Genomic DNA, 4610 nt, shown 5'->3' with positions numbered 1-4610 from the left:
ACTCAGTGCAAGAAAATTTGATAGCCAAGTCAATGAAATTCATGCACGTGTAGCAGTCCTCAACAGATTTACGGAATTAGGTCGACCACTTACCCAAGTTACGCCTTAAATTTGGCTCAATTAGGGGAGGCTTTGTATTTCAAATCTTTGTGCAACAAAGCCCATTGCATTTATAGGTTAAATAAAATCTATTTGCCGTCATTCAGTTAATATTTAATATGAAACATCTTACTAAAAATTCAAAAAATCGGTACATTTACACAATTAAAATAAATGATTCAAGAGCAAATCTTCATGTCTACGTTAAATGACCATGAAATTATTCAAATATTTAGAAATCACGCCCGTCCACTGTCAAATAAATTGACAGAAATGCTAAATGAGCATTATACGCATCAAACTGAACGTCGTGGTTGTGGTTATACTCAAGCAACACGGGTATTGGCGGAATATATTAATATCCCACGTGATGCGCAGGAATTAAATGATCTAAAACTTTTTGACCAGTTCGATACCAAAAGTTTAAAGCAATTACTTGAGCAGCAATCGATGCATCCAATTCATATCACTGATTGGCACAACCTTGACCAAAATCCAGAGATCATTACATTTTTAGCGAAACACTGCCACGAAACCTTTGCTGAACAATTAGAACAGGCTGTCTATTTTCAAAAAAAATTACGCCATATTGCACAACATGCTCAACTTGAAGAAAGCCAAGTACTGAGTCAACTGATTGCAGATGTAATTTTACCCCATACTTGTCATGATACATCGCTGACTCAGCTACACACATTGCAAGAAAAACCTAAAGTCGGCTCCTGTCCGATGGCTGAAAATTTTTTCTTAAAAATTGCGCACGGAAAAATACTCAGACAAGGTCGCATCAATATTTTTGTCGATGACAATTCAAAACCTATTTTGTTAGAAAAAATAAATATGGGTGATGATCATTCCTGCATTAGCTTACAGCCCTTATTGATGAATGGCGTACGTTTACCTGCAGGTGCTTTATTTTCGGTAGATTACGATGCTGAAATGCCTGAGCAATATCCGAGCTGTTCAGATTTTAAAGGACATATTATTCCTTATCGTGCTGCGCGGGGGTTCTGGTTCCTTAGATTGACGACTTTAGCGATTTCCCCTGAAAATCGGGCACGTGCTTTTAGTACACACTATGCACAACAGATTGAAAACGGTCTATATAGTCCTGGCACAACACAATTACAGCAATTGGTTGACTTAGCACAGCGTCAAGTTAGAGCATAAACGCATGTTAAATATTTGCTATTCACCACACTATTTTGCCCATACCCACACCAACAGCATGGAAAAACTCAGTGCAGTTGCAAATGCAATTTCTGAATTGGATGGTATTCAGCTTCATGCACCCAGCAGAATTGATCCCAATATTTTAAAACAACTACACGACCCAAATTATGTCGATGCCTTTTTAACAGGTACACCTGAAAAATTAGCGACATTTCAGGGATTTAAACCGTGGAATATCCAATTGCGAGATGCTGTTTTACATATTAATGCAGGGCAAATTTTAGCGGCAGAACTGGCATTTCAACATCAAATTTCAGGTAACCTTGCTCAAGGTTTTCACCATGCGATTTATGAGTTTGGTAACTCTTTTTGTACTTTTAATGGCTTAGCATTGGTTGCACAGCAGTTTCCAGAAAAACGTATTTTTGTTTTGGACTGCGATCAGCACGGTGGCAACGGCACTGCTGAATTTACCCGTCGTTTCAACAATTTATTTAATTTTAGTATTTATGGCTTAGCATTTGGTTGCCCAAGTTATGCACATTCAGAAACACGTCATATTCATAAAGATAAAGGTACTTTTTCCCAATATATCATTGCAATCCATGAAGCTTTTCAAGCTGCATTGGACTGGAAAGCAGATTTAATTATTTATCAGGCGGGAATGGACTGCCATCAGGATGATCCTTGCGGCTCTAGATGGTTTAAAACTGAATATATTCAGCATCGCGAAAGAATGGTGTTTTCATTGGCAAAAAAACACGGTATTCCACTCATGTTTGTACTTGCAGGTGGCTATCAGGCACTTGAACCCTTAGTACAATTACATGTAGAAACGATTAAAATTGCACAGCAGGTTTATTTCACAAACTAATGCTGTATTCAATAAAAAAATACCAGCTTTAAAGCTGGTATTTTTGGATTCACTTACCAAATCAATGTGCAGCTGATTAAGAAAAATCAAGTTCTTTTTCAAATGCTTTTAATTCATAACGCGCCATTGCAAGGTTAGACTTAGAACGGTCTAAAACCAAATACAAGAATAAGTTTTCGTTACTGTCCAATGGACGGATTAAGTGATATTGCTTACCTAGAGTGATAAGAATATCTTCGATGTTGTCATTTAATTGTAAAGCTTTTGCAACTTTGCGCTTTGAGCGAATAACTTCGGTGTTACCCGCTGCAGCAAGCTCCAAATCAATGCCTGTACCTTGGGTCGCCAAAGCCAAACCACTTTCGCTGTCAACTAAAGCACCTGCAACGAAACCATCAATACTTGTTAATGTATCTAAACTAATACGTGCCATTTTTTCATCTCAAGTTAAGGGTGTACACCCCATTTAAAATTACAAACCTAGTTTTTTTCGCAATTTTCCGAAGAAACTGCGTAGTTTATTCACCTGACCAGAATTTTCTTGCTTCTGTTCAATACTGAATTTTGCTGCATCCGCCTCAATTAGCTCACCCAATTTCAAAGTTTGTGCAATTGCGACAAATTTTTTCACACGCTCTAGAGAAATTCCTAGATGCTGTTGAACATCTTGTACTTTTGCACCTAAAGCAAAACAAGCTGCGATTTTTAAGTTATCTTTACGGTCTAAACTTTTTTCAAATTGTGGCCATATATTTAATTTAAAAACATGGTCAGCATCTACCTTTGGTAAATCTAAATCACCTGAATGTGAGATGGCTTGCCATAACCAAGTTCTTAAATCGTAAGGTGTTTTATCTTTAATCATCTCATGTACAAATGAATTCTTTGCATAAGTTTGATTAATAGTGTCTTTTAAACTGTACAACTCTTGATTCTGCTCAAACCAAACCCGCTCTGTTCTGGTATCAATTAATGCCAGAAAACCCGTGTGATCATACAATTGAATATAGCCATTTCGTGGTGTGAAAATTTCATTAAACACCGACTTATGATCTACTTTAGTTTGCGAATATTGTGCTGCAGAATTTCGAGCGCTATTCAACACAAAATTATCCTCAATAGGATTAACCTGACGGCCCATATAATTAAAATAACGCTGTTCTAACCATTCAACGAGCTGATTCAGACGAGTGAATGGATAAAATAATTTATCCTCAATAATACTACCTGCCTGATTAACATCTTTTACCAAACGTAAATAAGACTTCTGCTGCTGAATCACACGCTGAATATTTGGTGAATCAAAAAACATGTCATTCACAAGTAATAAATCAATTTCATTACTTGAGATATTCACCCATTGCACATTTACATCTGTTGGCACCGAAAGCAATAACTGGTTTTTCATTTGGTCTAACGTTTCTAAATTTAAACCAAAAATTGCCACATTAAATGCTTTTTTCATAACTATTTAAACCTATAGACTATTTATACAATAAGGACTGATATAACCTTATTGTTTTGCCAGTATTTACTAAATTTAAGATTGAGCTATTGAACCGTACCGGGTTTGTCGGAGACCAACTTTCTTGAGAGAATGTTCCAATGACAAAACCAAAATATACCCCTGAAATCAGAGAAAGAGCGGTTCAATTATTGATTGAATCTGAAAAAGATTATCCTTCTACTTGGGCTGCAATCACAGCTATTGCACCTAAGATTGGTTGTACTCCTGAAACATTGCGTGTTTGGTATTTAAAGCATATGGATCAACTAAATCCTGCCAAAGTACAACAGATATCTGACCAAGAAAAAATGAAGCAAATGGAACGTGAAATTAAAGAATTAAAACGTGCCAATGAAATTCTACGTAAAGCAGCCGCTTTTTTCGCCCAGGCGGAGCTCGACCGCCCACACAAATAATGGTGGATTTTATCCAGAACAATAAAGATCGGTATAGTGTTGAAGCGATTTGTAGAATTTTACCGATTGCAGCTTCAACCTATTACCGAACTTTAGATCTCGCTGACAATCCAGAACATCGAGCGAAACGAGATCTACATGATGAGTATCATGCTGAACAAATTAAACGAATTTGGAAAGAAAGTTCAGGTCGATATGGTGTGCGTAAGGTCTGGCAACAATTGAAACGTGAAGGTTATATTATCGCACGTTGTACAGTTGCTCGATTGATGCAGAAGCTAGGTATACAAGGTGTTTGGCGTGGTAAGAATAAACAAACCACCCGTAACCGAGATGACCAAAAACGGGCAGATGATTTAGTGAAACGTAATTTTAATGCTGATCATCCAAACCAACTATGGGTGGGTGACTTTAGTGTGCCGCAGCAAGCGGCGTAAGAGATGAGGGTATGGCCCCTCGCTATCGGCTTGCAGGAGCAGGTAGCAAACCACCATAAGCGGCTTGGATCAAAAGTCCCGGTCGTGAGCGTTATGGAAAAGGC

General features: G+C 37.5%; 4 protein-coding genes, 2 pseudogenes and 1 other annotated feature. Of the genes and pseudogenes, 4 read left to right on the top strand and 2 right to left on the bottom strand.

The window, feature by feature from the left end; translation table 11 throughout:
- The 3 genes and pseudogenes from FTV03_RS17040 to FTV03_RS17030 all read left to right on the top strand — a co-directional run.
- A pseudogene (locus FTV03_RS17040) lies at positions 1 to 109 on the top strand (IS5/IS1182 family transposase); the annotation flags it as partial.
- A 185-nt stretch (positions 110 to 294) separates the two neighbouring features.
- Positions 295 to 1269: a hypothetical protein gene (locus FTV03_RS17035; RefSeq protein WP_228199222.1), complete on the top strand. Its 975-nt coding sequence runs from the start codon at positions 295 to 297 to the stop codon at positions 1267 to 1269.
- Positions 1270 to 1273: 4 nt separating this feature from the next.
- Positions 1274 to 2146 (top strand): histone deacetylase, encoded by an 873-nt coding sequence (locus FTV03_RS17030; RefSeq protein ID WP_120368435.1) that lies wholly within the window; start codon positions 1274 to 1276, stop codon positions 2144 to 2146.
- A gap of 76 nt (positions 2147 to 2222) precedes the next feature.
- On the opposite strand, the gene FTV03_RS17025 is transcribed toward FTV03_RS17030, so the two are convergent.
- Positions 2223 to 2579, bottom strand: coding sequence for a roadblock/LC7 domain-containing protein (locus FTV03_RS17025; protein ID WP_120368434.1), 357 nt, complete (start codon positions 2577 to 2579; stop codon positions 2223 to 2225).
- A 39-nt stretch (positions 2580 to 2618) separates the two neighbouring features.
- On the bottom strand, positions 2619 to 3611 hold the full coding sequence (locus tag FTV03_RS17020; RefSeq protein WP_180042348.1) for a hypothetical protein: 993 nt from the start codon (positions 3609 to 3611) through the stop codon (positions 2619 to 2621).
- 140 nt (positions 3612 to 3751) lie between these two features.
- Here FTV03_RS17020 and FTV03_RS17015 point away from each other — a divergent pair.
- Positions 3752 to 4494 (top strand): annotated as a pseudogene (locus tag FTV03_RS17015) (IS3 family transposase); the annotation flags it as partial.
- Positions 4027 to 4144: a sequence feature (AL1L pseudoknot), on the top strand. (Overlaps the previous pseudogene by 118 nt.)
- Positions 4495 to 4610: the final 116 nt, after the last annotated feature.

This window comes from Acinetobacter sp. YH12218 (assembly GCF_013417925.1).
Lineage (GTDB): Bacteria > Pseudomonadota > Gammaproteobacteria > Pseudomonadales > Moraxellaceae > Acinetobacter > Acinetobacter amyesii.
Note: the sequence above shows the minus strand (reverse complement) of the source record. Positions and strands in the feature narration are given on the sequence as shown.